This window comes from Streptomyces sp. x-80 (assembly GCF_046549095.1).
Taxonomy (GTDB): Bacteria; Actinomycetota; Actinomycetes; order Streptomycetales; family Streptomycetaceae; genus Streptomyces; species Streptomyces celluloflavus.
In genome coordinates this window covers 16,471-42,287 of record NZ_JAJPWM010000002.1, presented here as the reverse complement: position 1 = coordinate 42,287, position 25,817 = coordinate 16,471, and the positions used below count along the sequence as shown (strand labels likewise).

Genomic DNA, 25,817 nt, shown 5'->3' with positions numbered 1-25,817 from the left:
CGAGGCGTACACCCCACCGGCGGAAGGCCCTGCCGCCTCAACGGCAGGAACGCTGCCGGGTCGGTGAGCAGCAGGAACGCTTTGCGGTACGCAGCGCCTGTCAGGACGCCACGCCTCGCACGATCAACGTGCCGATGTGGCCGGGGTGGGGGAATCGAGGACGTGCGCTTCGATGTCCGTGAAGCGTCACGGTGCCGTCGCAGCGCCCCTGGTTGCACGGCCCGCACCCCTTGGCGCAGCCCCGGTCGAAGGGGCAGGTGCGGGAGACGGGTGCGCAGCGGGGCGCCCGCACCGGCGCAACTCATGTGTGAGGCCCCGCCGGTTGGCGGGGCCTCACACATGAGCAGGGTCCGGGTGGCGGCGCCGGTCGGTGGCCGCCACCGGCAGCTGTTCGTCAGTCGCCCGTCAGTCGCTCGTGACCGTGACCTTCTCGTCGTTGTTCAGCTGCTGGACGAGCTGGGCGACCTTGGTCTTGTTCCACAGGAGGTTGTTGCCGATGTTGCCGGAGAGCGGCATGTTCATGGACTTGCCCTCGCCGTTGGTGACGCCCTTCATCGCGAAGAACATCTGGCCCAGGTCCCACAGGCTCATGTCCTTGTCGGTGATGACCGTGTTCAGGCCGGCGCTCAGCGTCGGGTAGAGCTTGAAAGGGTTGAGGAGGGTGCTCGGGGTGGCGGTCTGGTGCGCAAGGGCGGCCAGGAACTTCTGCTGGTTCTTGGTGCGTTCCAGGTCGCTGGCCGCGAAGGCGTGCCGGGTCCGGACGAAGGCGAGGGCCTGTTGGCCGTCCAGGGTCTGCGTACCGGCCTGGAAGTCGGCGCCGGCGTCCTTGTCCTTGAACGCCTTGGGGATGTTCAGCTCGACGCCGCCGATCGCGTCCACGATGTTGGCGAAACCGGCGAAGCCGATCTCGACGTAGTGGTCGATGCGCAGATGGGTGCTGGCCTCGATGGTGCGCACCAGCAGCTCGGGGCCGTCCATCGCATACGTGGCGTTGAGCTTGGTGTGGCGGCCCTGGGCGGGGAACTTCTTGCCCGACTGGGAGCCGACGAAGGACGGGACGACCACGTCCGAGTCACGCGGCAGCGAGACGAGCGTGGGGCCGTTGCTGCCGTCGTGCAGGATCATCATGGAGTCGGTGCGCTTGCCCTCGGCGGAGCCGGTGTGCAGCACCTTCTTCTGTTCGTCGGTCATGCCCTCGCGGCTGTCCGAGCCCACGATCAGGTAGTTCGTACCGTCCCCGGCCGCCGGCCGGTCGATGACCTTGCTCAGGTCGACCTCGCGGCGCATCTGGCCGTCGGCCCAGAAGTACGTGCCGATCGAGGTGACGAGAAAGACGGCGACCAGGGTCAGCACGGTCCACTTGATGCGGCGGCCCCAGTTGGGCGCCGGCCGGCCGCCGCGGCCGGCCGGGGCGGGACCGCCGCCGTGGCCACCGCGCCCGCCGCCGTCGCCGTAGACCTGGCCGGTGTTGTAGCCGCTGTCGTAAGAGTCGTAGCCCTGCGACTGCTGCGGCGGCACAGACCCCCGGTTCGGGGACAGGTGCGGCGGCAGCGGCCGTTCGGAGCGCGGCCGCCCGGGGCCCGCGTCCCGCCGCACCTGCGGCATGGCGCGCGCACCCTCCGGCTGGGAGCTGCCGCTGCCGCGTCCGTACCGGTTGCCGCTGCCGCTCTGGTCGCCCGACCACCCATTGGGCCATTCGTTCATAGGGGAGAGTGTGCCTGCCGCGGGGCCCGGCCCGACAGGGCGGGTACCGGATCGGGCCGGGCCTGTTGCAGAGCTGATGCAAAGCGGGGCGTGGCGTGATAACGGACGCGATCATTCCGGCGGACGGGCGGGCGGTTCCGCCGACGCTGCCGGCTCCCTTTCCGTATCACCTCGCTGACCTGCGTGGATGCCTGGTGAGGGAGCGGCGGAACGGCCCCGGCGCGGGGCGCTTAGGCTAGGGCCATGACCGATCAGGGCGTTACCGAACCCGGGGACGATCTCCCCGGAAAGCCGACATTCGCGTCGCGTACGACGCTCAGCCACATCATGACCGCGAGCGACACGAACCTGCTCGGCACGGTGCACGGCGGCGTGATCATGAAGCTGGTGGACGATGCGGCGGGCGCCGTCGCGGGCCGGCACTCCGGCGGGCCCGCGGTGACCGCGTCCATGGACGAAATGGCGTTCCTGGAGCCGGTCCGGGTCGGCGATCTGGTCCATGTGAGCGCGCAGTGCAACTGGACCGGCCGTTCGTCCATGGAGATCGGCGTACGCGTCATGGCCGAACGCTGGAACGAATCGACCCCCGCGCAACAGGTCGGCTCCGCATATCTGGTCTTCGCGGCGGTCGACGAGGACGGCAGGCCGCGGTTCGTCCCGCCGGTGATCCCGGAGACGGAGAAGGACCGGCGCCGCTACCAGGAAGCGCAGATCCGGCGCACCCACCGGCTCGCCCGGCGCCGCGCGATCAAGGAACTCCGGGAGCAGCGGGCGGCCGAGGGGCTGGACGACTAGCCGGGGCGATCGGCCGGGCCGCAGGGGCTGGACGACCAGCCGGGAGGGCCGGCCGCGGGGCGCGGGGCGCGGGGCGCGGGGGACCGCGCGGCGGCGTTCGCATCCGCCGAGCAGGCGCTGGAGCCGCACCGTCCGCGCGAGCCCGTGTGGTTCCTCGCCACGGTGGGCGTGGCGCCGCAGGCCCAAGGGCGGGGGCTGGGCAGCGCGGTGCTGCGGCCCGGTCTGGCAGCCGCCGCGCGGGAAGGCGTCCCCGCCTTTCTGGAGACGTCGAGTGAGCGCAATGTGCGGTTCTACGAGCGGCTGGGTTTCGTCGTCACGGCGAGCGTCGCCCTGCCGGACGGCGGCCCGCGTACCCGGTGCATGCGCCGGGAGCCGGACGGCCTCGGCTAGCGGGGATATGGCGTGGCCGAGACCTGGCGTGGCCGAGACCTGGTGATGGCGTGGCGCCGGCCGGGGCGCGGTACCGACCGGGCCGGGCAGGCCCGAGCCGCCGAACCCGCCCCGACGCCGCCGGCCGGGCATCCACCCCACCCGGGGTTGGCGCGGGCACCCAGCCCTCCCGAGGCGTGCGTAGGCATCCCCCCCACTCGGGGTACGTGCGGCACCCACCCCACCCGAGGCGCGCGTAGGCCCCCGGCCTTCGGGTGCGCCCGGGTATCGACCTCGCTCAAGGCGCGCCCGCGTACCCACCCCACCCGAGGCGCGCGTAGACACCCACCTCACCCCGGGACACACGGTTCGCCCGGCGGCCCGGCGGTACGCCATCACGCCATCAAGGCGCCACACGAACGGCCCGTCCCCCGGTCCGGCGGCGCGTGGCGACGGCCGCCGTGCGCTGTGCCAGTGCCGCCAGGGCCGCGCCGAGGATGGTGCCGGCGGCCGCGCACAGTACGTCGCCGGTGTCGGCGATCCGGCCGGCGCGCATCAGCAACTGTGTCGCCTCGATGGCCGTGCACAGTCCCACGCCCAGCAGGAACGCGGCGGCGGCGGACCAGTGCGGGGCGGCGAAACGCAGCAGCAGTGGCAGCGGCAGATAGAGCGCGGTGTTCGCGATCTGCTCCCTGACCAGCATGGACAGTTCACCGGGCAGCAGCTGGGCGCCCGGGTCGAACAGTTCCCGGCCGGGTAGCCACCAGACCGTGGCGTCCCCGGAGCCGATGGGCTGGGTGGGGGCGAGCGTCGCCACCAGGAGCAGCAGCAGCCAGCCGGCCAGCAGTACCCGGGCGGTGACCCGGGGCGCGCCGCTGTCCGGGGCGAGCGCCGACCACAGGGCGAGGGCCAGGGCCAGCGTCAGCGCCGCGGTGAGGAAGAGCGCCACCGCAGGCGGAGAGATGATCAGTACGACCTGCCACACGATGCCCGCCTCTCAGGAGATCCCGGACGTGGAGATCAGCTACCGGGAGATCGGCCACAGGGGTCAGCCACAGGGAAATCAGACGCAGGGAAATCAGACGCAGGGAAATCAGACGCAGGGAGTCAGCCACAGGGATCAGCCGCAGCTCCAGGTGGTGACGGAGACCTCGGCCCCGTGCTCCATGACGCCCCGGATGCATTCGTCCGGCCGCATCTCCACCCGGCCGCTCAGCTCGGCGGCGCCGCGTACCGTCCGCCGGGTGCCGAACCAGCCGGGGAACGCGGTGATCCGGTCGTTCCGGCGCTGGTAGCCCAGCCGTACGGAGATCTCGTCCCGTACGGAGATCTCGTCGCGAGTGCCGGGCGGGCCCGGGGCCCCGCCCGTGCCCCGTGGACCGTGCCGGGCGGGCGCCCCGTGCCTGCGGTACGTCGCGGTGTATGTCCCCGCCGATCCGGCCGGGCCGCGCAGACACAGCTGGCCGCGGACCACTTCGCCGCAGCCGGTCGGCGTGGCGGGGGCCGGCGGGGCCGCGGCGGCGGTGGCCGCGGCCAGGCACAGGGCGACGGCGGCGCCGGCCCGCCGCACGTGCCCGCGCGCGGCCGGGCCGCCCACCGGCGGGCGGGGGGCCGTACGACGGGGCGTGGGGACGGTCACGGGCACCCGGCCTCGTCGCCGGTCATCGCCGCGAAGGAGTCCGCGCCCCGCGATGTGGGATCCGCCGCCCGCACCGGGTGCACCGTCTGGTGGTCGCGGCCGACCGTCACCTGCATCACCGCCCCCTGCCGCGGCACCTGGCGCAACTCCGCGCCGGGCAGCGCCGCGGCCAGCGACCGGACCGAGTGGTCCCAGCGCGGGTCGTAGGAGATCACCGTGCGGCCGGGGGCGCCGCCTGTGGCGTGCCGGGGGACGCCGGTGGTCCGGAAACCGGTGTCGTGCAGCGCGCGGGCGACCGCGCCGGCGAGGCCGGGCCGCGTGGTGCCGTTGTCGACGTGCACCCGGACCTTGGCCGGCGGCACCTCCACGGCCGTGGCGGGCGCCTTGTCGGTGTGGTGCACGGCCAGCGGCCGGTCGTCGCGGATCGCCTGGAAGAGCTCCCTGGACCGTGTCAGGTCCCACCGCACCGTCGAGCCGAGGCCCGGCACCTTGTAGTCCGCGTCGCTCAGCGGTACGGAGACGAACTCCGAGGACGACGGCGTCAGGCCGCGCATCGCCTGCCCGAGATCGACCAGGTCGTGCGCGCCGAAGCCCGAGTCGGCCCGTACGGACGTCAGCATCGTGTCCGCGACCTCCTTGAAGCGGACCGGGTCCATCAGCACTCCGGAGGACGTGACCTGCTGGATGAGGGCGGCCAGGAAACGCTGCTGGCGCTGCATCCTGGCGAGGTCGGCGGCGCCGTCGATATGCCGCGAGCGCACGTACTGGAGCGCCTGGCCGCCGTCGAGCTTCGACTTGCCGGCCGGCAGATCCAGGCCCGTATAGCTGTCCTTGAGCGGCCGCGGGGTGCAGATCTCCACCCCGCCGACCGCGTCCACGCTCCGCATGAAGCTGGTGAAGTCGACCTCCAGATAGTGGTCGATGTGCACGCCTGTCATGTGCTCGACGGTCCGCACGGTGAGGCCGGGGCCGCCTTCCGCGTACGCCGCGTTCAGTTTGACGGGGTGCGCGGGGCGCTGCTTGCCGGTGGCGGCGTCCTGGCGGGCGGGGACCTCGGCGTAGGAGTCGCGCGGCAGGCTGATGACGCTGGCGCGGTCCCGGGCGGCGGAGAGGTGCACCAGCATCACGGTGTCCGTGCAGTGACAGGCTTCGCCGCCCAGGTGGTACCTGCGCTTCTGCTCCTTGGTGATGTGGTCGCGGCTGTCCGTGCCGACGAGCAGGAAGTTCAGGCCCGCGGCGCGGACCGGGCGGTCGGTCATGCCCTTGAAGGCGTCCACCCGGCCGATCCCGCGCTCGACACCGGTGACCACCGCGTGCCCGACGCCGCTCGCGGCCAGCAGCACGACCGACGCGGCGGTGCAGATCCGCAGTCCCCAGCGCCGCCGCATCGGGTGCGGCTCCTCGTCGGACCAGTCGGGGGCGGGGTGGGGCGGACGGGACGGCGCGGTCACGGGGACTCCTCCGCGGCGGTACGGGTGCGAGCGGCAGCCGGCGGGGTACGGCGGGGCGGGGCGGCGCCGGCGGGGTCAACGTAGGCCAATATGATCGGCTGTAAAGCGCCACACGCCGGGCGCCGGCCGCCCGGCCACCCGGCTGCCGTCCGTCGGCGTCCCCCGTTCGCGGTAACGTGAACGGGATACCGCAGTCTCCCGGCGAGCGCTGCCGCCGCCCGCGGCCGAGCCGCGCGGGCCGATCCCCGAGGAACCATGCCCCAGCAGCAGCTCCCGGCCGTCTCCGTGATCATGCCGGTGCTCAATGAGGAACGTCATCTGCGCGATGCGGTCCGGCACATCCTGGAGCAGGAGTACGCCGGCGAGATGGAGGTGGTGATCGCCCTCGGCCCGTCCACGGACCGGACGGACGAGATCGCCGCCGAACTCGTCGCGGAAACCGCGTCCGACGCGCGCGCCAAGGTGCAGACCGTCCCGAACCCGACCGGGCGCACCCCCGCCGCGCTGAACGCCGCGATCAAGGCGTCCCGGCACCCGGTCGTGGTCCGCGTCGACGGCCACGGCATGCTCTCGCCGAACTACATCGCCACCGCCGTCCGCCTCCTGGCGGAGACCGGTGCGCAGAACGTCGGCGGCATCATGCACGCCGAGGGGGAGAACGCCTGGGAGGACGCGGTCGCCGCCGCGATGACCTCCAGGATCGGCGTGGGCAACGCCGCCTTCCACACCGGCGGCGAGGCCGGCCAGGCCGAGACCGTCTACCTCGGGGTCTTCCGGCGCGAGGCGCTGGAGCGGCAGGGCGGCTACAACGAGGAGTTCATCCGCGCCCAGGACTGGGAGCTGAACTACCGCATCCGCGAGGCCGGCGGGCAGATCTGGTTCTCGCCGGAGCTGAAGGTGCGCTACCGGCCGCGCCCCAGCGTCCGGGCGCTGGCCAAGCAGTACAAGGACTACGGCAAGTGGCGGCACGTCGTCGCCCGTTACCACGCCGGTTCGATCAATCTGCGCTATCTCGCACCGCCGGCCGCGGTGTGCGCGATCGCCGCCGGTCTCGTCGTCGGCGCGGCCGTCACGCCCTGGGGCCTGGTGGTCCCGGCCGGCTATCTCGCGGCCATCGCGGCGGGCTCGGTGCCGGCCGGCAAGGGGCTGTCGCTGAAGGCCCGCGCCCAGATCCCGGTCGCGCTGGCGACCATGCACATGGCGTGGGGAGTGGGCTTCCTGACCAGCCCGCGCGCGCTCGCCAAGAAGGTCATCGCCAGCCGCCGCCCGGCGGTCCTGGCCCCGGCCGAATAGCCGCACGGGCCGGCCGGGCCGGGTACGGAGAGCAGCGAGGGGCGGGCCGCGGCGGCCCGCCCCTTCCGCGTACGCCCCCGCCGCGCGCAGCCGACGGCCGCACCGCCGCGCTAGAAGCTGTACTGCGGATTCACCTTCATGCACGCCTTGGTGTCCTCGCCGTTGAGCGCGTCCGCGCTCTCCGGGGCCTTCTTCGGCGCGCTGTCCCCGGCCGTATCGGCCCGGCCGCCGCCCGCCGCCTTCGGGTACGCGGACCCCGTGCGCCAGTCGTTGCCCACCACCAGCCGCAGCCCGGGGACCGCACCGGACTCCTTGACCGCGTCCTTGGGCAGACCGAGCTCCTTGGCCAGCGCGAGGGCGTCGCCGCGCTGCGCCGCGTCCCGGTAGGTGAGGGTGGTGTCGGCCTGGGCGATGAGGGTGGAGTCGGTGCCCGCGGCGGTGTAGCCGAGACCGGCCAGCTGCTGCTGGACGGTGGCCGCCCGGCCGGAGACCGGTCCCGAGACGGCGCTGCTGGTGCCGTTCTGTACGACAACTTTCAGCCGGCTCCTGGGAGTTGACGGCTTCGGATCGGGCGCCGGGGTCTTCTTGGTGTCCTTGCCGTCCAGCGCCGAGTCGTTGCGCAGCAGTGCGAAGGTCGCCTCGGCGTCGCCCGGTTCGGGCATGACGTACTGACCGCCGGGGCCGTACTGCCAGGGCATCGTGATCATCGTGATGCGCCCGGTCGGCACCCGCTGGAGGTCACCGCCCAGGTCGTAGAGCTTCTTGACGGTGCCCAGACCCTCGTCGACGGTCAGCGACTTCGTCGCGGCCTCGGCCAGATCGCGCAGCTGGGCGGGGTTGGTGAGCTTGGTACCCGCCTTCAGCTGGCGGACCATGGAATTCATGTACATGTGCTGGGCCTTGGCCCGGCCGATGTCGCTGTTGTCCTCGAAGCCGTAGCGGGTGCGCAGCCACTGGAGGGCCTGTACGCCCTTGACCGCGTGGGTGCCCGCGGTCAGCTTCAGCCCGCTGCCGTGGCCCTTGCGGTCGTGCGAGTAGACGTTCTTGTCGACGCAGACCGGGACCCCGCCGATGGCGTCTGCCATGTTCACCACCCCGGAGAAGTCGACCATCATGAAGTGGTCGATGTAGATGCCGGTCAGCTCCTTCCAGGTGGCGACCGTACAGCCGGGACCGCCGCGCTGGAGCGACTCGTTGATGGCGCCGGTGGTCTGCCGGTAGACCGTGCCGTCCTCGGGGTCGGTGCACTGGGGGATGGGCACGCGGGTGTCGCGCGGGATCGACATCACCGACATGCTGCTGCGGTCCGCGGAGACGTGCAGCAGCATCTGCACATCGGCCAGCGGTTTGCGGTCCGCGTCCTGCCGGGCGCCGCCGAGTTCGATGTTCTCCTCGCTGTTCCGGCCGTCCGAGCCCAGCAGCAGGATGTTCAGCGGGGTCTGCCCGAAGGCGTTCGGCTCGGGCTTCTGGAGCCCGCCCGCGCCCAGATCCAGCGCGTCCTTGCGGAGGTTGGCGTTCAGGTGCTCGTAGTAGAGGTACCCGGCGCCGGCGCCGCCCAGCACCAGGACGGCGAGGGTGACGGCGGTCCAGCGCAGCACCTTGCGGCCGGTGCGGCGGGGCGGCTGTCCGGTGCCGGGGCCGCTGCCGTCCGGCGGGCCGCCGTCCCCGTCGTTCCCGCCGTCGCCGGGGGCCGACGGGGCCGGGCCGGCCGCCGGCCGGCCGCCCTCGTACAGGCTGTCGTCCCAGCCCAGCTCCCGCGCGTCGGGGCGGCCCCGACGGAATCTGTCACCGCGCACGCTGCTCTGCCGCACTGGGCCTCTCCCCGTTGTCAGGTCGGTGGTGCTCGGCGGTCCGGCAGGGCTGCCGGATCCGCCGGATCGCGTCAGTTCACTTGGCGCAGACGTTCTTGTCGTCCGCGGTGACGTTCTGCACCCCGTCCGGGGTCTTGGTCGGGGCCTCGATCGGGGTGCCGGGAGCCTTGAAGTCCTTGCCGAGGATGAGCTTCATCGGCACCCGGGGGCCGGCGTCGGCCGTCGCCTTCTTCAGCGCGCTCTTGGGCAGGCCCATCCAGTCGGCCAGGGTGGCGGCCTGATCGGCCTGGTTGGGGGCGTATTCGAGGCGGGTGGTGGCCAGCTTGGGCAAGGTGTTGCCGACGTTGCTGGAGAGCTTGGCGCCCTTGCTGTTCTGGAGCCAGTCCACCGTCACCTGCGCGGAGCCGAGTGGCCCGCCGCCGTTGGTGACATCGACCCGGACGAGCTGCGGCGGGGCCTTCTTGACCGCGCCGGAATCCTTGCCGCCCTTGTCCTTCGCGCTCTTCTCGCCCTTGGCCAGGGAGTGGTCCGCCTGCACCATCTGGAACAGCGGACCGGCCTTGGCCTTGTCCAGGATGACGGTGTTCTTGTCCTGGGGGTTGTCCAGCACCGGCACCGTCGCGAAGGTGATCTTGCCGATGTCGACCCGCTTGAGGTCCGTACCGAGATCCATCAGCTTCTTCGCGCTGCCGATGCCGGTGTCGACGGTGAGCGCCTTGGTCGCGGCCTGGCTGATGGCGTAGAGCTTGGTGGGGCTGGTGAGGGTGTCGTCGGACTTCATCTTGCGGATCATCGAGCTGAGGAACTGCTGCTGGAGCTCGATCCGGCTCAGATCGCTGCCGAAGCCGACGGTGTGCCGGGTACGGACGAACGCCAGCGCCTGCTCGCCCTTGACGGTATGGCGGCCGGCCTTCAGCTTCAGGTGCGACTTCGGGTCGTCGATGTCCTTGGCGGCGCACACCTCGACGCCGTCCACCGCCTCGGACAGCTCCTTGACCGCGTTGAAGTCGGCCATCATGAAGTGATCGACCTTCAGCCCGGTCAGCTTCTCGACGGTGCGCCAGGTGCAGCCCGGGTCGCGGCCTTCCTGGCCCAGGCTCGTGTTGAAGCGCACCCCCCGCTGACCGGGGACGGTCTTCGTCGAGCCGTCCGGCTGCTTGGTCGGGCAGTCCGGGATGTCGGTGACCAGGTCGCGGGGGATGCTCAGCGCCGTCGCGTTCGACCGGTCCTTGGAGACATGCATCAGGATCGTGGTGTCCGAGTGCCCGACGCTGTCGTTGTCGCCGTAGCCCGAGTTGCCCTTACCGGTCCGGGCGTCCGTGCCGATGATGAGGATGTTGACCGGGCCGTCGGACACCGCGGCGTTGTCGATACCGACGTCGACCTTGGAGATGTTGCCGTTCAGCTGCTGGTAGAGGAAGTACGCGCCACCGCAGCCCGCGATGAGGACGAACCCCACCACCCCGGCCGTCCAGTGCAGCGCCTTCTTCTTCCCGGTCTTCTTCGGCTTGGGCTTGCGCCGGTTCGCCGGACCCGCGGCCGCCGCCGAACGGCTGCCGGCGGCCCGTCGGGCGGCCCGGCCACCGGTGGGGCGATCCTCCGCCGGGGCGTCCGGCGCGGTGTCGCCCGCGGCGCGCTCACCCCGGCGGGCGGTCGGCAGCGGACGGGTGTCGGTGTCGCCACGGCCCGTGCCCCTGGGGTTTCCCCCGGGGTCTCCGGGGTCGGGCGCCGTCGGCGGAGAGGGCTGAGCGGCGGCCTGACCGGCGGGGTCAAGTCGCAGCTCGTAGGTGCCGGTGTCCGGATTGAACACCCACTGATCGGCGGGATCGACGTTGCCGCCCTCCCGCCCACGCCCTTGCGCGTCCACGGTGCCTTGAGTCCTCCGTCGGTGCCACGCGGCGCCTCCCCCCAAGGCGCTCGGTCGGTCGATTGTGCAATATCCGGTCAACTGGTCGTGCTGGCCGGATCACTCACACTATCGGCCCGGTTCGGCGCCGGGCGACGCCCGTGACAGATTCCACTTCCCTACAACTGGGCATTCCGCCCAATCCATTCGGGATTTCGCGGCTGCCTCTGTGGCATTTCTATCGGCAGACCCCGCGGTCCGCGGTGGTGCCGGGAAAGGCCGGGCCCGCATCGGCCGGAGACGGCGGCCTACTTTCACCCGGGCCGTCCGAAGTACCGTCACCGGGGGTGCCCGCGGTGGCTTTCCCGTCCGGCGCGGTGGTCTTCCCGGTACCCTCCGGCGCGCTGTCCGCGGTGCTCTCCGGGGGCTGCACCGTCACCGGGCGGTCCGTGCGCAGCCGCGCGAAAAGCTTGTCCGCGTCCGGCTGCACCAGCTCGTCGCGATTGTGGTCGTAGCGGTACTGCTGACGGGGCACGGTCAGAAACTGGATCCGGTCGGCGGGAATGCCGCGCATACTGTGCACCAATTCGTAGAGCCCGGAGAGCGACGCCAGACCCTTGTCGGTGGTCAGCGAACCCGTCGCGGCATCCAGCAGTGGATACAGCCGCGCCGGATTGAGCAGCACGCCATTGCTCTGCACTTTCTTCACGAGAGCGCCGAGGAAACCCTGCTGGCGTCCCATCCGCTCGGTATCGCTGCCGTCGCCCAGGCTCTTGCGGGCCCGGACGTAGCCGAGTGCGGCCTCCCCGCGCAGCGTCTGGCGGCCGGCGGGCAGCACGAGATGCGCCGCGTGGTCGTCGACGGCCTTCGGCAGACACACCTCGACACCGTCCACCGCGTCCACCATCTTCTTGAACCCCACGAAGTCGAGGACCATGTGGTGGTCGATGCGGACGCCGGTCATCTCCTCGACCGTACGGATCGTGCAGGCGGCGCCCCCGAACTGGAACGCCCAGTTGAACTGCGCCAGTTGGGCCTTGGTGGACGAACCGTCCGGGCGGGTGCAGGACGGAATCCGCGCCATCAGGTCGCGCGGAATGCTGACCGCGGTGGCGCTGCGCCGGTCCGCGGCCAGATGCAGCCAGATCGTGGTGTCCGAGCGCTGGGTGCCGCTGTCCTCGCCGTACTGCGCGTTGTCGCCACCGCGGTCGTCGGAGCCGATCAGCAGGATGTCCTGGGCGTCCTGCGGACCCTCGGTGGGCCGCTCGGACTCGTGCCGCGCCAGTTCGTGCTGGGTGACGTTGTCGGTACGGATATTGCCGTTCAGCTTGGTGTAGAAGGCCCAGCCGGTGCCCGTCGCGACGAGCACGGTGACGGCGGCGGCGAGCGCGGCCCAGCGCAGCCGGTGGCGGCGGTGCGGCGGGGTGCGCGGGGGCCCCGGCCCGTCGGACGAAGCGGCGCGGGTCCACCCTGCGGGGCCCTGGAGGTCGGCAGGGGAATCCGGGCTCTCGGTCACGTGTGCGTCCATCCCTTACGGAGTCGGCGTCGCGCCCGCACTCGGGGTCCGGGTCGAACGGAAGACGGCCGGATCTCGCGCTCGGTTGTGCTTTTTTCAAGATCTTTGCGCGTTCGGGATCGATTCGTGCTCAGAATCTGACCGTTTATGCTCAAGATCCGTACGATTCTGTGCGTGATGCGTAGGCGATCCGTACGTGTTGGGGGAATCCGTACGTATTCCGGGACTTGGGCCGGAACCGGTGGCCCGGCCTGTGCCGACCGGAGCCTGGCCCGCCGGACGGCGGGGCCGGACGGGACGCCGCGTCAGGAGACGGACGGCGGCGCCTCTACGGTGATCTGTTCGCTGGTCCCGCGGGCGGCCGCCCCGTCCGCACCCAGCTCGCCGAGATGGCGGCAGAGCACCACCGAACCGCCCGTGGCGAGCGGCGCGTACAGCCCGTAGGAGAGGCCCTGCCAGGTGTCGTACGGCAGTCCGGACAGCACCCGCGGGGCCTCGGGCATCCCGGCGGCGCGGGCGTCGGCCAGCGCGCGGGCCCCGATCCCGGCCCCGGTCAGCTGCTCGCCGCCGACGACCAGCGCCACCGCCGCCGGGTCCACCGGCGCGAACGGCGCGAACCGGTCGCCCTGCCCCGGCACCTCGACGGCGTAGTCCGCGAAACCCGCCGGCGGCTGCGGGAAACGGCCGCCCATCGGACGCAGTGCCAGCGCCACCCGCTCCCCGGAGCAGCCGCGCGCCGCGTCGAGCGTGCCGGGACCGCTGACGACGAGGTCGGCCGCGGCCGGATCGCCGCCCACCTCCGCGACCACGCCCACCGCCGAACAGGCCAGCAGCCAGACGGCGGTCTGCCAGTGGGCGGGCAGCAGCAGCGCGAGCCGGTCGCCGGGCCCGGCGACCAGATCGCCCTGGAGGTAGTTGGCGGTCTTCGCCACCCAGTTGGCGAACGTGGCGACGGACAACTCGACGCGCTCACCGGTGGCGTCGTCGTAGAAGGTCACGAGCGGGCGGGCCGGGTCCGCGACGAGCGCGGCGGACAGCAGGTCGGCGGGGGTGCGTTCGGTGGCGTTCATCGCCGTCAGATTACGCGCGGCCACCGCCGGCGCTCGGCGCCGAGTCCCCGTCGTCCCCGCCCGAGCCCCGGCGCCGCTTCCCTCAGGGGGATTACCAGACTGTTCCGTTACGGCGATTACCGGACCGAATCGCGGGGATCTCCGAACCGACCCTCCGTACGCACCGAACCGTCACTCCGTACACACCGGCCCGATCCGCGTACGGACCAATCCGAACCACGTACGAACCGAATCGCACCACGCACGAACCGAACCGAACCGCTTACGAACCGAACCGATCGATCCGCCCTCCGACCGCTGAACCGACCCCCGTCCCGGCGCACTGAACCGATCTCCGCCACGACACGTCCTACGGAGCACGACCACCGCCGCTCGTCGCTCGTGTCCGTCCCGCAGGGCAGGGGGGAAGACCGTCTGCCTACACTGGTCCGCCGACCGGCCGACCCCAGCAGGAAGCAGTGAAGACAAGGTGACCGAAGCGATCCTCCTGGTCGGCGGCAAGGGCACGAGGCTGCGCCCGCTGACGGTGCATACGCCCAAGCCCATGGTTCCGGCGGCCGGTGTGCCGTTCCTCACCCACCAGCTGGCGCGCGCCCGCGCCGCCGGTGTCGAGCACATAGTCCTCGCCACCTCCTACCTCGCCGAGGTCTTCGAGCCGTACTTCGGCGACGGGTCGGCGCTCGGCCTGCGTCTGGAGTACGTCACCGAGGAGGAGCCGCTCGGCACCGGCGGCGCCATCCGCAACGTCGCCTCGCGGCTCCACTCGGCGCCCGGCGACCCGGTACTGATCTTCAACGGCGACATCCTCACCGGTCTGGACATCGCGGCGCTGGTGGACACCCACCGCACCACCGGCGCGGATGTCTCGCTGCACCTCACCCGGGTCGCGGACCCGCGCGCCTTCGGCCTGGTGCCGACCGACGACACCGGCCGGGTCACCGCCTTCCTGGAGAAGCCGCAGACCCCGGAGGAGATCGTCACCGACCAGATCAACGCGGGCGCCTACGTCTTCAACCGCTCGGTCATCGACACCATCCCGGCGGGCCGGCCGGTCTCCGTCGAGCGGGAGACCTTCCCCGGGCTGCTGGCCGACGGAGCCCACCTCCAGGGCATGGTCGACTCCACGTACTGGCTCGACCTCGGCACCCCGCAGGCGTTCGTGCGCGGCTCCGCCGACCTCGTCCTGGGCCGCGCCCCGTCCCCGGCCGTCCCCGGCCGCTGCGGCGACCGGCTGGTCCTGGAGACCGCCGACGTCGCCCCGGACGCCAAGCTCTCCGGCGGTACGGTCGCCGGTCCGCGCTGCACCATCGGCGCCGGTGCCGAGATCGACGGCAGCGTCGTCCTCGACGGCGCGGTGGTCGAACCGGGCGCTCGCGTCCACGATTCGCTGATCGGCGCCGGCGCGCACATCGGGGCCCGTACGGTCCTGGACGGCGCGGTGATCGGCGACGGCGCCCGGGTCGGCGCCGACAACGAGCTGCGCGGCGGCATCCGCATCTGGTGCGGCGCCGACCTCCCGGCGGGCTCGGTGCGCTTCTCCTCCGACCAGTAGGCGGCGCGGGCGGTCGGAGCGGCCGGCGGGTGACACGGCTGCCGCTGCCCGGCCGTCATTCCCCGGCTCCGGCCCCCGGCCGTCGGCCGCGGAGCCGCGTCACCCCCATCGCCTAACCTGACAGCATGCCCGTCCGCACCTGGGTTCCGCCCGGCCCCTACGACCTGCACCGCACGCTGTGCGTGCTGCGGCGCGGGCCGGGCGACCCCGCGTTCGCGGTGCGCGGTGCGGAAGTATGGCGGGCCTGCCGCACCCCCGAGGGCCCCGGCACCCTGCGCCTGGAGGCCCGCCCGGCGGCCGGCGCCGTCGAGGCCGAGTCCTGGGGGCCGGGCGCCGACTGGCTGCTGGAACGGCTGCCCGATCTGCTGGGGGAGCCGGACGACCCGGCGGAGCTGACCGCCCGGCACCGCATCGTGCACGCGGCGCACCGCCGCCACCCCGGCCTCCGGCTCACCAGGACCGGTCTGGTCCTGGAGTCGCTCATCCCCTCGGTCCTGGAGCAGAAGGTCACCAGCGACGAGGCGTACCGCGCCTGGCGGCTGCTGCTCCAGCGGCACGGCGAACAGGCCCCCGGACCGTGGGAGCGGCTGCGGGTGATGCCCGAGCCGCGCGGCTGGGCGCTGATCCCGTCCTGGGAGTGGCACCGTGCGGGCGTCGACGCCAAACGGTCGGACACGATCCTGCGCGCCGTACGCCTCGCCCACCGTATGGAGGAGGCCGCGCGGATGGACCTCGCCGACGCCACCCGGCGGCTGACCGCCGTCCCGGGCATCGGCCCGTGGACCGCCGTCGAGACACTCCAGCGCGTCCTCGGCGCACCGGACGCGATCACCGTCGGCGATCTGCACCTCCCCGGCATCATCGGCTACGCCCTCACCGGCCGCCGCGGCACCACCGACGCGCAGATGCTCGAACTGCTCGCCCCCTACGAGGGTCAGCGGCACCGCGCGGCCCGGCTGATCCTGCTCGCCGGCCGCGTCCCGCCGCGCCGCGCACCCCGCTTCCCGGTGGGGGACATCGCCCGGCTGTGACGGACGGGGGGCGCGGACCGGCCGGTCCGCGCCCCCCGTCGTTCCGTGCCCCGCTCAGCGCACCACGATGTAGTCCGCACCGTCCCGGGCCGGCCGCTCCTTCGGCGGCGCGGCCGGGTGCCCCACGGCCACCGCGCCCATCGGCTCCCAGTCCGCGGGCAGGCCGAGGACGTCCCGTACGACATCCCGGCAGAACATCGTCGAGGAGACCCACGCCGAGCCCAGCCGCTCACCGGCCAGCGCGACCAGGAAGTTCTGGATGCCCGCGCCGCCCGCGACGACGAACATCTCGCGCTCCGCGGCGTTGCGCCGCGCGTCCGGGTAGGTGTGCGCACCGTCCAGGACCAGACAGGGCACCACCAGGTACGGCGCGTTGCGCAGCACATCGCCGCGCCGTACCCGCCTGGCGACGGACTCCTCGCCGAAGCCGTCCGCGCGCAGATCCGCGGTCCACGCGTCCCGCATCGCGTCCAGCAGCCGCAGCCGGGTCCCGGCGGACTCCAGCAGCACGAACCGCCAGGGCGTGGTGTGGTGCGGGGCCGGTGCGGTCACCGCCGCGGCGACCGCCCGGCGCACCGCGCCGCCGTCCACCGGGCTGTCGGTGAACTCGCGGACCGTCCGGCGCAGCGTCACCGCTTCCCGTACCGCCTCCGAGGTCCCCAGCCGGAACATGTCGCCCGCGGCGTTCCGCACCAGGGCGTGCGCCCCGTCGTCCTCGTCCTCGTCCGTGTCTGTGACGATCTGTGGCAGCCCGCGCACCACCGCGACCGGCAGCGCGCCCGCCTTGCCCTTCACCAGGTCACCGGCGGCGGCCAGTTCGTCCGCGGTGGCGACCACCGTCGCGCTGAGCGAGTTGCCGTACGCGTCCACGCCACCGCGCAGATCGTCCAGCACCCGCACCCCGGCCGCCCCGATGGCGACATCGGTGAGCCCGCTGCGCCACGGCCGCCCGAAGGTGTCGCTGATGACGATGCCGACGTCGACGCCGAGCGTCGCGCGCAGCCCGGCCCGCAGGGTGCGGGCCGAGGCGTCCGGGTCCTCGGGCAGCAACAGCACCGTCCCGGCGGGGGTGTTGGAGGCGTCGACGCCGGCCGCGGCCATCACCAGCCCCTGCCGGTTCTGCACGATCCGCAGCGTGCCGCGGCGCGCCACGACCCGCACGGTCTCCTGGTCGATCGCCGCCTCCCGGTCGGTGGCCTGTATCACCCGGCCCTCGGCCTTGCTGACGATCTTCGAGGTCACCACCAGCACATCGCCGTCCGCGAGTCCGGGCAGCCCGGCACCGGTCGCCGCGCCGGCGATCAGCTTGACCAGGTCGTCGCCGGGCCGCACCTCGGGGATCCCCGGCAGTGCCCACACCCGGTACGCGGGCACCTCGGCCGCCGCGGTCATGCCCGGACCTCCTCGGCCAGCGCCAGCGCCGCACGTGCCATCGCGGCCGTGGCGTCCAGGTCCGTCATCATCAGCGGTACGGCCCGGCAGCGGATACCGGCCGCCTCGATCTCGTCCACCGCGCCGGCGTCGACGGTGTCGACCAGCCAGCCGTCCAGCAGCCCCGGACCGCCCTTCCGCCGCCCGCCGCCCTCCGCCACGGGACGTCGCTCGGCGCCGCCGTAATGCAGCGCCACCGCGGCGGCGGTGGACTCGACGCCGACGGCGGCCAGCACCTTGTCGGCCATCCCGCGCACCGGGGCGTCCCCGACGATCGGCGAGAGCCCGACCACCGGCACCTCGGTGTCCGCGATGGCCTCGCGGATGCCCGGCACCGCCAGGATCGTGCCGATGCTCACCACGGGATTGGACGGCGGGAAGAGCACCAGGTCCGCCTCGGCGATGGCCTCCAGCACACCGGGCGCGGGCTCGGCCTGGTCGGCGCCGACCGGCACCACCGCGTGCGCGGGGAGCGAGGCGCGCAGCCGGACCCAGTACTCCTGGAAGTGGATCGCCTTGCGCTCGCCGTCCTGGTCGACGGCGACGTGGGTCTCGACCCGGTCGTCGGACATCGGCAGCAGCCGCACGCCCGGCTGCCAGCGCGCGCACAGCGCCTCGGTGACGGCGCTCAGCGGATAGCCGGCGCCGAGCATCTGGGTCCGCACGATATGGGTGGCGAAGTCCCGGTCGCCGAGCCCGAACCACTCGGGCCCGACGCCGTAGGCCGCCAACTCCTCCTTCACGCGGAAGGTTTCGTCGGTACGGCCCCAGCCCTGCTCCTCGTTGATGCCGCCGCCGAGCGTGTACATCACGGTGTCGAGGTCGGGACAGACCTTGAGTCCGAACAGATGGATGTCGTCACCGGTGTTGCCGATGACGGTGATGTCCGCCTCCGGCGCCGCTGCCTTCAGTCCCCGCAGAAAGCGGGCGCCGCCGATACCGCCGGCCAGAACCACAATGCGCATAAAGACAGTGTGTCAGCCGAAGGCTGACTCCTTGAGGGGTGGTGGCGGAGGTGGGTGTACGTCAGGGGGCGGCGGTCTCTCTGGTGTCCGCCGCCGCCCGCTGGGAGCTGTGCATCGGCATCTCGGTCAGGCCGGGGAAGTAGATGTGCAGGCTGACGGCGGGCGCCAGGGCGTCGTTGACGACGTCGTGGACGTAGCCGGGGGCGAAGACCCGCTGGGTGCCGGCCCGCAGGGTGTGATGTGCGGTGCGGGTGCCGGCCGTGACGTGCTCGGTCAACTCGCCTTCCAGGACGGTCAGTACACCGGACGACCGCCCGTGGTCGTGCCGGCCGCTGCCCTGGCCCGGGACCCAGCTGAGCAGCCAGACCTCGTAGCCGGGGCCGGTGCGCAGCCGGTGGTACCAGCGGGTGGTGGTGTCGTAGCGGACGAGCGGGACCCAGGCGGCGCGGTCGGCGGCGATCGAACGGGCCAGGCCCGCGAAGCCGGCGACGGTGGCCGGGTGGGCGGGGACGGGCGGCAGCAGGTGCGGGATGGCGAGCGGGTCGCCGGCGATCTGGACGTCGCTGTTCATGTGCTTCGGGTTCCTCGGCAGAAGTGCTGGGGTGACGCGAACGGGGTGCGGCACGGCGCGGGGCTGTCCCGGTGGGGAGCGCGGCGCGATGGCGCGGAGCAGGGGGCTGCGGGGGTGGTGCGAGCGGAACGGCTGGAGCTCGGTGGCTTCAACAGCTGGAACAGCGACAGCGAGCCTGCGCGGCGCAGAGCGACCCGTAAGCACGGGTCAGTCGGGGCGCGGTAGTCGCTGGCATGCGGTCAAGGAGACCGGGTCCATGGCGCAATGTCAACCGGATGTCGCGTTTGCGACAAATGATTCACCTCATCCGGTTACTGTCATAGGCGAAAGGTTTGTGCAGTCGTTGACCAGGAGAAGTCGCCCGGCATCGGCGTCCCCAAACGCCGTTGCGGTCCTGTGACCCGTCTGTGATCTTCCCCGCTTCGACGGGTGGGGTGCAACGGGTGTGGCGCGTGGTCGCGTCTCGGTGGGTGGGAAGCGAGTGCCGGGTGATGCGCCTGGGGAAGTGTCCGGGTTTTTGGTGATTTGAACACTTTCCGCATAGGCTTGGTTCCGCAGAGTGAATAAGAGGCTCAATAGCAGATCTCGGCTTGACTGGCCCGGATCGGCACACTTGTAATTTCACTCGTGTCGTTCAGCCGTTATCGATCACGGCGAGATCACGGGGACGTCAAGACAGACACGGGGACGTCAAGACAGACGAGGGGCGCACATGACCGAGCTGTTCGAGGAATTGCTGGTCGAGGAGGCGGACGAGGAGCTCGGCTGGCAGGAGCGCGCGCTGTGCGCCCAGACCGATCCCGAATCCTTCTTCCCGGAGAAGGGCGGCTCCACCCGCGAGGCGAAGAAGGTCTGCCTCGCCTGTGAGGTCCGCTCCGAGTGCCTGGAATACGCCCTCGCCAACGACGAGCGCTTCGGTATCTGGGGCGGTCTGTCCGAGCGCGAGCGGCGCCGGCTGAAGAAGGCCGCCGTCTGAACACCGCACGGCAGCCCGCGCGAGAGGCGGCACGCGGCCCCGCCGCGGTGTCACGCCAACTCCCCATATCCCCCTATAGCGAACGCTCCGCCTCCGGCGTACTGCCCGCCGGAGGCGGACTGCTGTGTACGGAGCAGGTCGGCGCCCCTGCGCGAACCATTAGTGTGGGGCCCCGTCCGAGACGTGCCGACGCCCCCACGGGGCGCGCGCGTCCCTCGTAGTCCGTCGCAGTGTGTCTGCCGGGGGCGGGGGCCTTGAGCGGCTTCGCCGCGGGCCCCGGACTCCCGGGTCCGGAGGGCCCGTACCTCGATGTCCGTGCACAGCCAGTCGGCGGCCCAGGCCGCCTCATACGCAGCCGCCCCCCCAGAGTTCCCCCGGCATGTCGTCACCGCCGTGCTCGTCTCCCACGACGGAGCCCGCTGGCTGCCCGACGCGCTCGCCGGGCTGCTCGGCCAGGAGCGCCCGGTGCAGTACGCCGTCGGCGCCGACACCGGCAGCGCGGACGACTCCGCCCGGCTGCTCGGCGAGGCCCTCGGGGACGAGCGGGTGCTGCACCTCGCCCGCCGCTCCGGATTCGGCATCGCCGTCGACGAGGCGGTCCGTACGGCTCCCGTCCTGACCGCCGACGACCTGCCCTATCTGCGACGCCCCAGCGGCTGGGACCCGGTCAGCCGTACCTGGCAGGACGACGCCTACGACCAGCCGGAACTCCCGCACGGCGAACCGGTCCAGTGGCTCTGGCTGCTGCACGACGACTGCGCGCCCGAGCCGGCCGCCCTCGCCGAACTGCTGCGGGTCGTCGACTCCAGCCCCGCCACCGCCATCGTCGGCGCCAAGCTGCGCAGCTGGTACGACCGCCGCCAGTTGCTCGAAGTGGGCGTCAGCATCGCGCGCAGCGGCCGCCGTTGGACCGGTCTGGACCGCCGCGAACAGGACCAGGGCCAGCACGACCAGGTGCGTCCCGTCCTGGCCGTCTCCACCGCCGGCATGCTCATCCGCCGCGACGTCTACGAGCAGTTGGGCGGCTTCGACCGCGGGCTGCCGCTGATGCGCGACGACGTCGACCTCTGCTGGCGCGCCCAGGCCGCCGGCCATCAGGTCCTCGTCGCGCCCGACGCGGTGCTGCGGCACGCCGAGGCGTCCGCCCGGGAGCGCCGGCCGATCGACTGCGTCGGCCGCTCGGCCCGCCCCTCGGGCGACCGCGCCCCCGCCACACCGGCCAAGCGCTTCGCGCTGCGCGGCGCCACCCCGCACCGCGTCGACAAGGCCGGGGCCGTCTACACCCTGCTCGCCAACACCCGTGGCGCGCTGCTCCCGTACGTCCTGCTGCGGCTGCTGCTCAGCACCTTCCTGCGGGTCGTCGCCTACCTCGTCGGCAAGGCCCCCGGCCAGGCGCTGGACGAGTTCGCCGGGCTCCTCGGCACCCTGCTGCGGCCCGGCAAGATCCTCGCCGCCCGGCGCGGCCGCGGCCGTCCCACGGTCGACGCGAGCGAACTGCGGCCGCTCTTCCCGCTGCCCGGCGCGACCGTGCGCGCCTCCGTCGAACAGGTCGTCAGCAACTTCGGCGGGCGGGAGGCGCCGGATGCCGCGTCGGCCGGCCGGCACGGCGCCGTGGAGTCCGGACCCGGAGGCGACGACGCCGACTTCCTGGAGATCGAGCAGTTCGCGCGGCTCAAACGGATGGCCCGCAAGCCCGCCCCGGTGCTCTTCCTGCTGCTGCTCGTGGTGTCGCTGGTCGCCTGCCGGGATCTGCTCGGCTCCGGCGCGCTGTCCGGCGGCGCCCTGCTGCCCGCACCCGCGCACGTGTCCGAGCTGTGGTCGTCCTATCTCGACAACTGGCATACGGTCGGCACCGGCGACACCGCCGCCGCGCCGCCGTACCTGGCGGTCCTCGCCCTGGTGGCCACGGCCTGCTTCGGCAGCACCGGCTTCGCCGTCACGCTGCTGCTGGTCTGCTCCGTCCCGCTGGCCGGCCTGACCGCCTACTTCGCCTCCCGCCCGCTGGTCGCCTCCCGGCTGCTGCGGGCCTGGGGGAGTGTCGCCTACGCGTTCCTGCCCGCGGTCGCCGGCGCACTGGCCGGCGGCCGGCTGGGCACCGCCGTACTCGCCGTCCTGCTGCCGCTGATGGCGCGCGCCGCCGTCGCCGCCGGCGGGCTGCGGCTCGCGCCCGGTACCCGGCCCGGCTGGCGCGCCACCTGGGCGTACGCCCTGCTGGTGACCGTGACCACGGCCTTCACCCCGGTCGTCTGGCCGCTGGCGGTCGTCCTCGGTATCGCCCTGCTGGTGCTGCGCGCCCTGGACGGCAGCCGGGCGGCGCTGCTCGGGTACGGGCTGCGCTTCCTGGCCGTCGCCCTCGCCCCGCTCGTCGTGCTCGCGCCCTGGTCGCTGTCGCTGCTCACCCACCCCGCGCGGTTCTTCCAGGAGGCCGGTCTCGACTACGGCGCCGGCTCCGCCACCGCGCTCGGTCTGCTCGGGCTCAGTCCCGGCGGCCCCAAGGCGGCCGGCGGGGTGCTGCTGTTCGGCCTCGTGCTGGCCGCCCTCGCGGCGACGCTCCGCGACGCCCGGCAGACGGCGATCCGTACCGCCTGGGTGGCGGCGTCGGCCGGGCTGCTGTGCGCGGCGCTGGGCAACGGCTCCGGCTGGACGGGACCCGCCCTGCTGGTCTACGGCCTGGCGCTGCTCTGTGCCGCCGCGGTCGGCGCCGAGGGCATCCGCACCCGGATGACCGCCCTCGGCTTCGGCTGGAAGCAGCCGGTCGCCGTGCTGATCGCGCTGGCCTGCGCCCTCGCCCCGCTCTACGCCGCGGTCAGCTGGATGATCACCGGCGCGGCCGGGCCGGTGCAGCGGCGCGACGCGGTCCAGGTCCCGGCGTTCGTCGCCGAGGAGTCCGGTACCGCCGACCGGCCCCGCACCTTGATCCTGGACGGCCGCCCCGGACAGGTCGCCTACACCCTCGTCCGCGGCTCCGGCGCCCGGCTGGGCGATGCCGATGTGGCCGCGGCGGCGGGTGAGGACGAGCGGCTGGGCGGCATCGTCGCCCACCTCGTGGCGGGCTCCGGCGCCGACCAGACCAGCCAGCTCGGCGGGTACGCGGTGCGCTACGTCCTGGTCCGGAACGGCGCGCCCCGGGAGACCGGCCGGGTGCTGGACGCGACCCCGGGGCTGACCCGGCTCAGCCAGGACGACGGCAGCGCCCTGTGGCGGGTGGACCAGCGGGTCTCCCGGGTCTCGATCGTGGCGGGCGCCGGGCGGGACGGGACCAGGACGGGCGAGGCGGTGGCGCCGATCGCGGTACCGGCCGGGCCCGTCGAGGCGCACACCCAGGTGCCCGACGGCGCCGACGGCCGGGTGCTGCGGATCGCGGACGCGGCCGACGCGGGCTGGCAGGCCACCCTCGACGGCAAACCGCTCAAGCCCGTGACGCTGGACGGCTGGGCGCAGGGCTTCGAGCTCCCGGCCGGCGGCGGACAGCTGGACCTCACCCACGACGACCCGCTCGGCCACTCCCTCTGGCTGGCGGCGCAGGGCCTGCTCGCGGTCGTCCTGGTGGTGCTCGCCCTGCCGGGCCGCCGCCGGGAGATCGACGACGACCTGCCGGAGGAGACCGTGGCCCCGGCCCCCGCGCCGGCCGCCGACGGGGCCACCGGCGAGGGCCGCCGGGCCCGGCGGCTGCGGGCCGCGGCGCAGGCCGCCGCCCCCGCGGCCGACGCCGTCGCGGGCCCGCGCACGGACGAGGCGACACCGGCCGGCCCGCCGGGAGACCCGGCGCCCGGTCCGGTGACCGCCGCGCTCCCCGCCCAGGCCCCCGGCCCGGCCGCCGACCCGTACGCGGCGGTGCCGCACCAGTACACGTACGAGGACTGGCAGACGGCCCAGCCGGCTCACCCCGGCGAGCAGCAGCCCTACCCGCCCGCCGATCCCTACCAGGCCCAGTACGGGCAGCAGCCGTACCCGTCGGCCGATCCGTACCAGAACGCCGCGTATCCGGCGGATCCCTACCAGGCGGGCGCCTACGACCCCTACGGCTATGGACAGCAGTCCTACGAGGGGACGCCGCAGCCCGGCTACGACCCGGCGCAGCAGCAGCCCTACGCCGACGGACCGCAGCAGCCCCCCCAGCACCTGCCCTACGACGACGGCACGACGTACCACGGCTCCTACCCCGAGCCGCGCCGTGACGGGAGCGACCAGCAGTGAAGCGCACCATGATGTCCCTGATCGGCGCGGCCGTCGCGCTCGCCGCCGTCACCGGTGTCGCCACCGTCGCGGCCCCGGCCCCCGGCGGCGCCGCGCAGGCCGTGGCGCCGGGCGGCTCCCGGCTGCCCGTCCAGCGCTCCGCGCTGCTCTGCCCGCCGCCGGCCTCCTCGGCGGTCGGCGAGACCACGTACACCTCCTTCGTCCCCGCGGGTGCCGGTGCGGCCGGCAAGGCCGGTGAGGACGGTAAGACCGGTAAGACCGGTAAGACCGGTAAGAAGGGCACCGCGCAGCTGCTGCCCGCCGGGTCGGTCAAGGAGAGCGGCGGCAAGGACGGGAAGGACAAGGGAGGTGGCGCGGGGGGCGGCCAGCAGGCCGCCGCACCGCAGGACACCAAGCCGGTCGCGCCGCTGACGGAGGCCGGGAAGCCGGTCACCGCGACCACCGACAGCGCCGGTGCCCCCGCCCTGGTGGGGGCCGCCGACGGCGCGTTCGCGCCCGGCTGGACCGTCCAGCAGACCACGTCCATCGCGGCCGGCGCGGGCCGCGGGCTGCTCGGGCTGAGCTGTGTCGCGCCCGATACGACGTTCTGGTTCCCGGGTGTGAGCACCGACAAGGACCGCCAGGACTACGTCCATCTGACCAACCCCGACTCGACCCCGGCCGTCGTCGACCTCGAACTGCACGGCAAGGACGGTGCGTTGCGGGCCGCGGCCGGCGAGAACATCTCCGTACCGCCGCACGCCACGGTCCCGGTGCTGCTCTCCACCCTGACCGGCGCCCCGGCCACCGACGCCACGCTGAACGTCATCGCCCGCGAGGGCCGGGTCGGCGCCGCCGTCCAGGCCGTCGACGCCAAGCTCGGCGGCGACTGGCTGCCGGCCGCCGCCGACCCGGCGCCGGGCGCGGTGCTGCCGGGCATCCCGGGCGACGCCACGTCCGTCCGGCTGGTGGCCCTCGCGCCCGGTGACGCGGACGCCGACCTGAAGGTGCAGCTGGCCACCCCGACCGGCCTGATCACCCCGGCCGGGGTGGAGACGCTGCACGTCAAGAGCGGTATGACGACGGCAGTGGACCTCAAGGACATCACCAAGGGCGAGGCCGCGTCGCTGGTGCTGACGCCCACCGACAGCGGTTCCAAGACGCCGGTCGTGGCGGCGCTGCGGGTGACCCGGGGCACCGGCGACAAACAGGAGACGGCGTTCATCCCGGCCACCCGGCCGGTCGGCGAGCGCGCCACCGCCGCCGACAACCGCGACAAGGGCAGCACCCTGACGCTCGTCGCACCGGAGAAGGGCAAGGACGCGAAGGTCAAGGTCACCGCGTCCGCCGGGAGCGGCGGCGGCACGCCCGTCAGCAAGACGTACACGGTCAAGGGCGGTGCCACGCTCGCCGTCGAACCGCCGCGCCCGCAGGGCCTCAAGGGCTCCTACGCGCTGACGGTGGAGCCGGAACCGGGCGGCGGGCCGGTCTACGCGGCGCGCATGCTGGCGCAACCGCAGGGCGGGATTCCCGCCTTCACCATCCAGACCCTGCCGGACGACCGGGGCTCGGTCACCGTCCCGACGGCCCGCCAGGACCTGTCGCTGCTGACGGACTGACC

General features: G+C 73.2%; 18 protein-coding genes and 1 pseudogene. 8 read left to right on the top strand and 11 right to left on the bottom strand.

The annotated features are described in order from the left end of the window. Nucleotides 1-405: 405 nt before the first annotated feature. Entirely contained in the window at nt 406-1,704 is a 1,299-nt protein-coding gene (locus ACLJWH_RS02875; RefSeq protein WP_411139938.1) for an LCP family protein, read from the bottom strand. A gap of 243 nt (nt 1,705-1,947) precedes the next feature. Between ACLJWH_RS02875 and ACLJWH_RS02870 the strand changes: the two genes are divergently transcribed. Both ACLJWH_RS02870 and ACLJWH_RS02865 read left to right on the top strand, forming a co-directional pair. Continuing rightward, nucleotides 1,948-2,499, top strand: coding sequence for an acyl-CoA thioesterase (locus ACLJWH_RS02870; RefSeq protein WP_411139937.1), 552 nt, complete (start codon nt 1,948-1,950; stop codon nt 2,497-2,499). A gap of 75 nt (nt 2,500-2,574) precedes the next feature. Beyond that, nucleotides 2,575-2,889 (top strand): annotated as a pseudogene (locus tag ACLJWH_RS02865) (GNAT family N-acetyltransferase); the annotation flags it as partial. A 382-nt stretch (nt 2,890-3,271) separates the two neighbouring features. Here the strand turns inward: ACLJWH_RS02865 and ACLJWH_RS02860 are convergent. The 3 genes from ACLJWH_RS02860 to ACLJWH_RS02850 all read right to left on the bottom strand — a co-directional run bounded on the left by ACLJWH_RS02860 (nt 3,272) and on the right by ACLJWH_RS02850 (nt 5,958). Further along, complete coding sequence (locus tag ACLJWH_RS02860) at nt 3,272-3,853, bottom strand: VanZ family protein (RefSeq protein WP_411139936.1); 582 nt, start codon at nt 3,851-3,853, stop codon at nt 3,272-3,274. Nucleotides 3,854-3,988: 135 nt separating this feature from the next. Then, nucleotides 3,989-4,507 (bottom strand): hypothetical protein, encoded by a 519-nt coding sequence (locus ACLJWH_RS02855; protein ID WP_411139935.1) that lies wholly within the window; start codon nt 4,505-4,507, stop codon nt 3,989-3,991. After that, a complete protein-coding gene (locus ACLJWH_RS02850; RefSeq protein WP_411139934.1) occupies nt 4,504-5,958 on the bottom strand; it encodes an LCP family protein in 1,455 nt (484 codons plus the stop codon). Before ACLJWH_RS02850 ends, ACLJWH_RS02855 begins: the two co-directional genes overlap by 4 nt. Nucleotides 5,959-6,213: 255 nt before the next feature. Between ACLJWH_RS02850 and ACLJWH_RS02845 the strand changes: the two genes are divergently transcribed. Beyond that, a complete protein-coding gene (locus ACLJWH_RS02845) occupies nt 6,214-7,251 on the top strand; it encodes a glycosyltransferase family 2 protein (protein WP_411139933.1) in 1,038 nt (345 codons plus the stop codon). A 110-nt stretch (nt 7,252-7,361) separates the two neighbouring features. On the opposite strand, the gene ACLJWH_RS02840 is transcribed toward ACLJWH_RS02845, so the two are convergent. From ACLJWH_RS02840 to ACLJWH_RS02825, 4 genes are all read right to left on the bottom strand, one after another. Further along, nucleotides 7,362-9,062, bottom strand: a complete 1,701-nt coding sequence (locus ACLJWH_RS02840; RefSeq protein ID WP_411139932.1) for an LCP family protein — start codon at nt 9,060-9,062, stop codon at nt 7,362-7,364. 76 nt (nt 9,063-9,138) lie between these two features. After that, nucleotides 9,139-10,929, bottom strand: a complete 1,791-nt coding sequence (locus ACLJWH_RS02835; RefSeq protein WP_411139931.1) for an LCP family protein — start codon at nt 10,927-10,929, stop codon at nt 9,139-9,141. Nucleotides 10,930-11,146: 217 nt separating this feature from the next. Then, nucleotides 11,147-12,424, bottom strand: coding sequence for an LCP family protein (locus tag ACLJWH_RS02830; RefSeq protein WP_411139930.1), 1,278 nt, complete (start codon nt 12,422-12,424; stop codon nt 11,147-11,149). Nucleotides 12,425-12,729: 305 nt separating this feature from the next. Continuing rightward, complete coding sequence (locus tag ACLJWH_RS02825) at nt 12,730-13,494, bottom strand: TIGR03089 family protein (RefSeq protein ID WP_411139929.1); 765 nt, start codon at nt 13,492-13,494, stop codon at nt 12,730-12,732. A gap of 469 nt (nt 13,495-13,963) precedes the next feature. Between ACLJWH_RS02825 and ACLJWH_RS02820 the strand changes: the two genes are divergently transcribed. Both ACLJWH_RS02820 and ACLJWH_RS02815 read left to right on the top strand, forming a co-directional pair. Continuing rightward, on the top strand, nt 13,964-15,046 hold the full coding sequence (locus ACLJWH_RS02820; protein ID WP_411139928.1) for a sugar phosphate nucleotidyltransferase: 1,083 nt from the start codon (nt 13,964-13,966) through the stop codon (nt 15,044-15,046). 125 nt (nt 15,047-15,171) lie between these two features. After that, nucleotides 15,172-16,077 carry a DNA-3-methyladenine glycosylase family protein gene (locus ACLJWH_RS02815; RefSeq protein WP_411139927.1) on the top strand — a complete coding sequence of 302 codons (906 nt, stop codon included), beginning with the start codon at nt 15,172-15,174 and terminating at the stop codon, nt 16,075-16,077. Between the two features lie 54 nt (nt 16,078-16,131). Here the strand turns inward: ACLJWH_RS02815 and ACLJWH_RS02810 are convergent, their stop codons facing one another. The 3 genes from ACLJWH_RS02810 to ACLJWH_RS02800 all read right to left on the bottom strand — a co-directional run bounded on the left by ACLJWH_RS02810 (nt 16,132) and on the right by ACLJWH_RS02800 (nt 19,044). After that, nucleotides 16,132-17,469, bottom strand: a complete 1,338-nt coding sequence (locus ACLJWH_RS02810; RefSeq protein ID WP_411139926.1) for a coenzyme F420-0:L-glutamate ligase — start codon at nt 17,467-17,469, stop codon at nt 16,132-16,134. Further along, nucleotides 17,466-18,473: a 2-phospho-L-lactate transferase gene (gene cofD / locus ACLJWH_RS02805; RefSeq protein ID WP_411139925.1), complete on the bottom strand. Its 1,008-nt coding sequence runs from the start codon at nt 18,471-18,473 to the stop codon at nt 17,466-17,468. Before cofD ends, ACLJWH_RS02810 begins: the two co-directional genes overlap by 4 nt. A gap of 61 nt (nt 18,474-18,534) precedes the next feature. Next, on the bottom strand, nt 18,535-19,044 hold the full coding sequence (locus ACLJWH_RS02800; protein WP_094794306.1) for a cysteine dioxygenase: 510 nt from the start codon (nt 19,042-19,044) through the stop codon (nt 18,535-18,537). Between the two features lie 712 nt (nt 19,045-19,756). Here ACLJWH_RS02800 and ACLJWH_RS02795 point away from each other — a divergent pair. From ACLJWH_RS02795 to ACLJWH_RS02785, 3 genes are all read left to right on the top strand, one after another. Next, nucleotides 19,757-20,020: a WhiB family transcriptional regulator gene (locus tag ACLJWH_RS02795; RefSeq protein ID WP_030266018.1), complete on the top strand. Its 264-nt coding sequence runs from the start codon at nt 19,757-19,759 to the stop codon at nt 20,018-20,020. 309 nt (nt 20,021-20,329) lie between these two features. Further along, nucleotides 20,330-24,217, top strand: a complete 3,888-nt coding sequence (locus ACLJWH_RS02790; RefSeq protein WP_411139924.1) for a glycosyltransferase — start codon at nt 20,330-20,332, stop codon at nt 24,215-24,217. Further along, nucleotides 24,214-25,815: a DUF5719 family protein gene (locus tag ACLJWH_RS02785; protein ID WP_411139923.1), complete on the top strand. Its 1,602-nt coding sequence runs from the start codon at nt 24,214-24,216 to the stop codon at nt 25,813-25,815. The genes ACLJWH_RS02790 and ACLJWH_RS02785 overlap by 4 nt, the downstream gene beginning before the upstream one ends. Nucleotides 25,816-25,817 lie beyond the last annotated feature (2 nt).

What these genes read in the sequence shown, in the direction of transcription:
- cofD (WP_411139925.1), bottom strand. Translation starts at nt 18,473, where the DNA reads ATGCGCATTGTGGTTCTGGCCGGCGGTATCGGCGGCGCCCGCTTTCTG.
- ACLJWH_RS02825 (WP_411139929.1), bottom strand. Translation starts at nt 13,494, where the DNA reads ATGAACGCCACCGAACGCACCCCCGCCGACCTGCTGTCCGCCGCGCTC.
- ACLJWH_RS02870 (WP_411139937.1), top strand. Translation starts at nt 1,948, where the DNA reads ATGACCGATCAGGGCGTTACCGAACCCGGGGACGATCTCCCCGGAAAG.
- ACLJWH_RS02800 (WP_094794306.1), bottom strand. Translation starts at nt 19,044, where the DNA reads ATGAACAGCGACGTCCAGATCGCCGGCGACCCGCTCGCCATCCCGCAC.
- ACLJWH_RS02875 (WP_411139938.1), bottom strand. Translation starts at nt 1,704, where the DNA reads ATGAACGAATGGCCCAATGGGTGGTCGGGCGACCAGAGCGGCAGCGGC.
- ACLJWH_RS02845 (WP_411139933.1), top strand. Translation starts at nt 6,214, where the DNA reads ATGCCCCAGCAGCAGCTCCCGGCCGTCTCCGTGATCATGCCGGTGCTC.
- ACLJWH_RS02815 (WP_411139927.1), top strand. Translation starts at nt 15,172, where the DNA reads ATGCCCGTCCGCACCTGGGTTCCGCCCGGCCCCTACGACCTGCACCGC.
- ACLJWH_RS02810 (WP_411139926.1), bottom strand. Translation starts at nt 17,469, where the DNA reads ATGACCGCGGCGGCCGAGGTGCCCGCGTACCGGGTGTGGGCACTGCCG.
- ACLJWH_RS02795 (WP_030266018.1), top strand. Translation starts at nt 19,757, where the DNA reads ATGACCGAGCTGTTCGAGGAATTGCTGGTCGAGGAGGCGGACGAGGAG.
- ACLJWH_RS02790 (WP_411139924.1), top strand. Translation starts at nt 20,330, where the DNA reads ATGTCCGTGCACAGCCAGTCGGCGGCCCAGGCCGCCTCATACGCAGCC.